Annotated in this window: 4 protein-coding genes; 1 reads left to right on the top strand and 3 read right to left on the bottom strand. The window is 66.7% G+C overall.

Going from position 1 to position 4,161, the window contains the following annotated elements:
• The 3 genes from OXT71_00045 to OXT71_00035 form a co-directional block, all read right to left on the bottom strand.
• The coding region (locus OXT71_00045; protein ID MDE2924778.1) for an Arm DNA-binding domain-containing protein at nt 1–604 on the bottom strand (604 nt) is incomplete at its 3' end.
• 218 nt (nt 605–822) lie between these two features.
• Nucleotides 823–1,935 carry an o-succinylbenzoate synthase gene (gene menC, locus OXT71_00040; protein MDE2924777.1) on the bottom strand — a complete coding sequence of 371 codons (1,113 nt, stop codon included), beginning with the start codon at nt 1,933–1,935 and terminating at the stop codon, nt 823–825.
• Nucleotides 1,932–3,551 carry a hydantoinase B/oxoprolinase family protein gene (locus tag OXT71_00035; protein MDE2924776.1) on the bottom strand — a complete coding sequence of 540 codons (1,620 nt, stop codon included), beginning with the start codon at nt 3,549–3,551 and terminating at the stop codon, nt 1,932–1,934. Before OXT71_00035 ends, menC begins: the two co-directional genes overlap by 4 nt.
• On the opposite strand from OXT71_00035, the gene OXT71_00030 reads away from it, so the two are divergent.
• Nucleotides 3,507–4,161 (top strand): hypothetical protein (locus OXT71_00030; protein ID MDE2924775.1); only part of this gene is annotated, 655 nt, incomplete at its 3' end. The genes OXT71_00035 and OXT71_00030 overlap by 45 nt on opposite strands.

Here is a 4,161-nt window from a genome sequence, read left to right as displayed (position 1 = left end):
CGCAGGGGTTGTCGGTCCGGTATTCCATCGCCACGGCCCACTCCAGGACCGTGCGGATGCGCTGGCGCATGGTCCCGGCCGTGCGCGCCTTCACGTGCCAGATGGGCACGAGGATCTCCAGGACGTCGCCGCTGGTCACCTCTGAGACCGGCATCCGGCCGATGCACGGAAAGGCGTAGCGTCGAAAGCTCGCCATCCAGTCGTGGGCCTGCCTTTGATTGCGCCAGCCGGACCGCTTCTGCTCCACCACCCGCTCGGCGGCTTCGGCGAAGGTGGGCATGTTGCGCGTGCGGCGTCTCTCGGTCAGGGGATCCCCACCCTCGCGGGCAAGCTTGCGGTTGGCCCGCGCCTTCTCGCGGGCTTCGGCGAGGGACACCAGCGCCACACCGCCGAGACCGAAGTCGCGGCGGCGACCGCGGATGACGAGGCGTTGGATCCAGCTCCGGGCTCCGTTAGGCTTGACGTAGAGGTACAGGCCGTTGCCGTCGCAGTGTTTGCCCGGTGGGGCCGAGCGCACGAAAGCGGCGGAAAGCGCTTTGTGGGGGTGGCGCCCCTTCGGCTTGGATTTCCGGGACGAAAGGGGAGAATAAGTTACATCAGACATTACACCATAATAAACGGGATGGAGCTGGATATCAAGGGACGTCAGGGGAGGCCGAAACGGGGTGAGAGAAAGTCTAAACTAAAGAAATAAAACCACTTAATAGATATTCCGGGATCTATTTGGATACCCCTGGATTCTACAGGGTTGTTGACGTCCCCTCAACACCCCTTGGTCGGCGGTTGGAAACCGCCGCTCCAAGTCGCCGAACCCCATGCGTTTCAGGCGGATCGGAACGTCTCCGACCGGACGGTGATGCGATCGATCCATTCGAGGTCGGGTTGGTAACCGATCCCGGGGTCCAGTGTGGGCGTGATGGTCCCGTCCGAGTCGACTTCGATGGGGGGCCGGGCCGTGTCCCGGTGGAAATAGCGGCGGCTGGCCGAGACGTCGCCGGGCAGAGTGAAGTTCTCCAGAGTGGAGAGGGCCACGTTGTGGGCCCGCCCGATGCCGGTCTCCAACATCCCTCCGCACCAGACCGGAACGTTCCGGGCCCGGCAGACGTCGTGGACCGCCTTGGCCTCGGTGTGGCCGCCCACGCGCCCCATCTTGATGTTGACGATGCGGCAGGCTCCCACGGTGATGGCATGGTCCGCGTCCCGCCGGTGGCGTATCGATTCGTCCAGGCAGATGGGGGTCCGGAGCCGGGCCTGGAGCTCCACGTGCCGGAAGACGTCGTCGTACTCCAGGGGCTGCTCCATCATCAGCAGGTCGAACCGGTCCAGTCCGGCCAGGTGGTCGAAGTCCGCCCGGTTGTAGGCGGAGTTGGCGTCCACCATGAGCGAGATCCGGGGAAAGCGCTTGCGTACGGCAGCCACGATATCGAGGTCCCAACCCGGCTTGATCTTGATCTTGATCCGCTGGTACCCGGCCTCCAGTTCCTGCTCGATCTTGCGCAGGAGAATGTCGGGGTGATCCTGGATGCCGATGGAGACTCCGCACGGGATCCGGCGATGGCGTCCCCCCAGGAGCTTCCACAGGGGCACGCCCGCCGCCTTGGCCTGGAGGTCCCAGAGAGCGGCCTCCAGACCGGCCTTCGCCATGGGATGCCCCCGGACCGAACGGACCCGGCCCGGAAACTCGTCCGCCCGGCTGAAGCGGACGCCCAGCATGCTCGGGACCAGGAAACGGCTCAGAACCGGCCAGGCAGTGTCCACCGTCTCATAGCTGAATCCGGGCGCATCGTCGGCGACACACTCGCCCCAGCCGGAGAGTCCGTCCGCCCGGACCTCCACCAACAGGACCCGGCGGCCATGGATCCGTCCGAAACTGGTCTCGAAGAAATGGACGAGAGGAAGGTTGACTTCTCGAACGATCACCCGCTCCGGCTTCACTCTTTCCCCTCTCCCGTCTTCGGTTTCCTTCCTTCCTTGCTCCCCCATCCTCCCCCTCCGGGAGTCTCGATCCGGACGGCTTGTCCGGGCGAGAGTTGGAGAGACACCTTGCCGGCGAGGTTTTTGCGGCGGCCCCGGACCACCAGGTAGTTCCGGCCCTTTTTCCCCGTCTCACCCCCGTTGAGACCATAGGGAGGGTTGACCCGCCTCTCCGAAAGGATCGTGGTGGTGCAGTCGGTCAAGGCCTCCAGGGTCCGGACGATTCCGTCCCCCCCTCGATACCTGCCCTTGGCGCCGGACCCGTACCTCAACCGGTACTCCCGAACCCGAAGCGGAAAGTCGTACTCCAAGGCTTCGATGGGCGTGTTCAGAGAGTTGGTCATGTGGGTGTGCACGCCGCTGGTTCCGTGGCCGGCCGGGCCGGCCCCCATGCCGCCCCCGATGGTCTCGTAGTAGGAGAAGGGCTTGCCCGTGCCGGGGTGGAGGCCGCCGATGGTGATGTTGTTCATGGTGCCGCTGCTGGCGGCCGGGATCCGCTCGGGAAGGGCCTGGGCCAGGGCCCGGAGCAGGACGTCCACGATTCGCTGGGAGGTCTCGACGTTGCCGCCGGCCGTCGCCGCCGGAAACCGGGCGTCCACCACGCTTCCCTTCGGCGTCAAGACGCGCACCGAGCGCATCAGCCCGGCGCTGGCCGGAGCATAGTCGGGAGCCAGGCAGCGGAGGACGTAGTAGACGGCGGACCGGGTGACGGCTCCGACGGCGTTGAGGCAGCCGGGCATCTGGGGGGCCGATCCGGCAAAATCGATCTTCATGGAATGTCCGGCGACCCGGACGCTGACGCGAATCGGGACCGGCTCCGGTCCCTCCCCGGGGCCCGCCTCATCCAGCAGGTCCTCGGCCGAGTAGCGTCCGTCCGGAATCCGGCGAATGGTTTGCCGCATGATCTTCGCCGAATAGTCCTGGAGGGCCCGGCAGTACTTTTCCACCTCAGGCCTGCCGTTCTTTTCGACCAGCACCCGCAATCGCTTGTCGCCGACTCTCAGCGACCCCACCTGGGCGGCCAGATCCCCTTCCCGCTCCAAGGGCGTGCGGACGTTGCTGAGGAGCAGGCGGAGCAGGTCGACGTTCAATCGGCCCCGCCGGTAGAGCTTGGACGGCGGCACCCGGATTCCCTCCTGGAAGACGTCCCGGCTCAGGGGCATGGAGCCGGGGGACATTCCCCCCACGTCCGCGTGATGGGCGCGAACGGCCACGTAGAAGACGGGGTGGACGAACCCGTCCGAGGGTTCGAACACCGGCGCCACCATGGTGAGATCGGGAAGATGGGTCCCCCCGGCGAAGGGGTCGTTGAGGATCACCACGTCGCCCGGCTGCAGGGGTTCATGGTCGAGCGCCGCCTGGACCGACATGGGCATGGAGCCGAGATGGACCGGCATGTGGTCCCCCATGGCCACCAGTTGCGCCTTCGAGTCGAAGAGCGCGCAGGAATAGTCGCGGCGCTCCCGGACGTTGGAAGAATAGGCGGTCCGGTGGAGCGCCGTCCCCATCTCCTCGGGGACCGAGGTCAGGAGATGCCGGTAGACCTCCAGCCGGACAGGATGGATGCGTTTCGCCACGAGCGCAAAGATAGCAGAGAAAGAGGAACGGCGACTTGGAGCGGCCGTTTCCAACCACCGGGAGCGGCCGTTTCCAACCGCAAGCTGGCCCGCGAGGGTGGGGATCCCCTGACCGAGAGACGACGCACGCGCAACATGCCGACCTTCGCCGAAGCCGCCGAGCGGGTGGTGGAGCAGAAGCGGTCCGGCTGGCGCAATCCCAGGCAGGCCCACGATTGGATGGCGAGCCTGCGGCGCTACGCTTTTGGGCGCATCGGCCGGATGCCGGTCTCGGAGGTGACGAGCGGCGATGTCCTGGAGATGCTCGCCCCCATCTGGCACGTGAAGCCGCACGCGGCCCGGCTTGTGCGCCAGCGCATGCGCACGGTCCTGGAGTGGGCCGTGGCGATGGAATTCCGGACCGACAACCCCTGCGACCGGGTCGTGCCGGACCTCGGAGCACAGGACGCCGTGGTGCGGCACAGGCCGGCCTTGCCGCATTGCGAGGTGGGGGCGGCCCTCCGGAAGGTGTGGACCTCGAACTCGGCGCCCGTGTCCATGCTGGCCTTCGAGTTCCTGGTGCTCACGGCGGCGAGGTGGGGCGAGGTGCGGTGGGCCGAGTGGCCGGAGA

This window comes from Acidobacteriota bacterium (assembly GCA_028874215.1).
Lineage (GTDB): Bacteria > Acidobacteriota > UBA6911 > RPQK01 > JAJDTT01 > JAJDTT01.
This window is presented reverse-complemented; position numbering and strand designations above follow the sequence as displayed.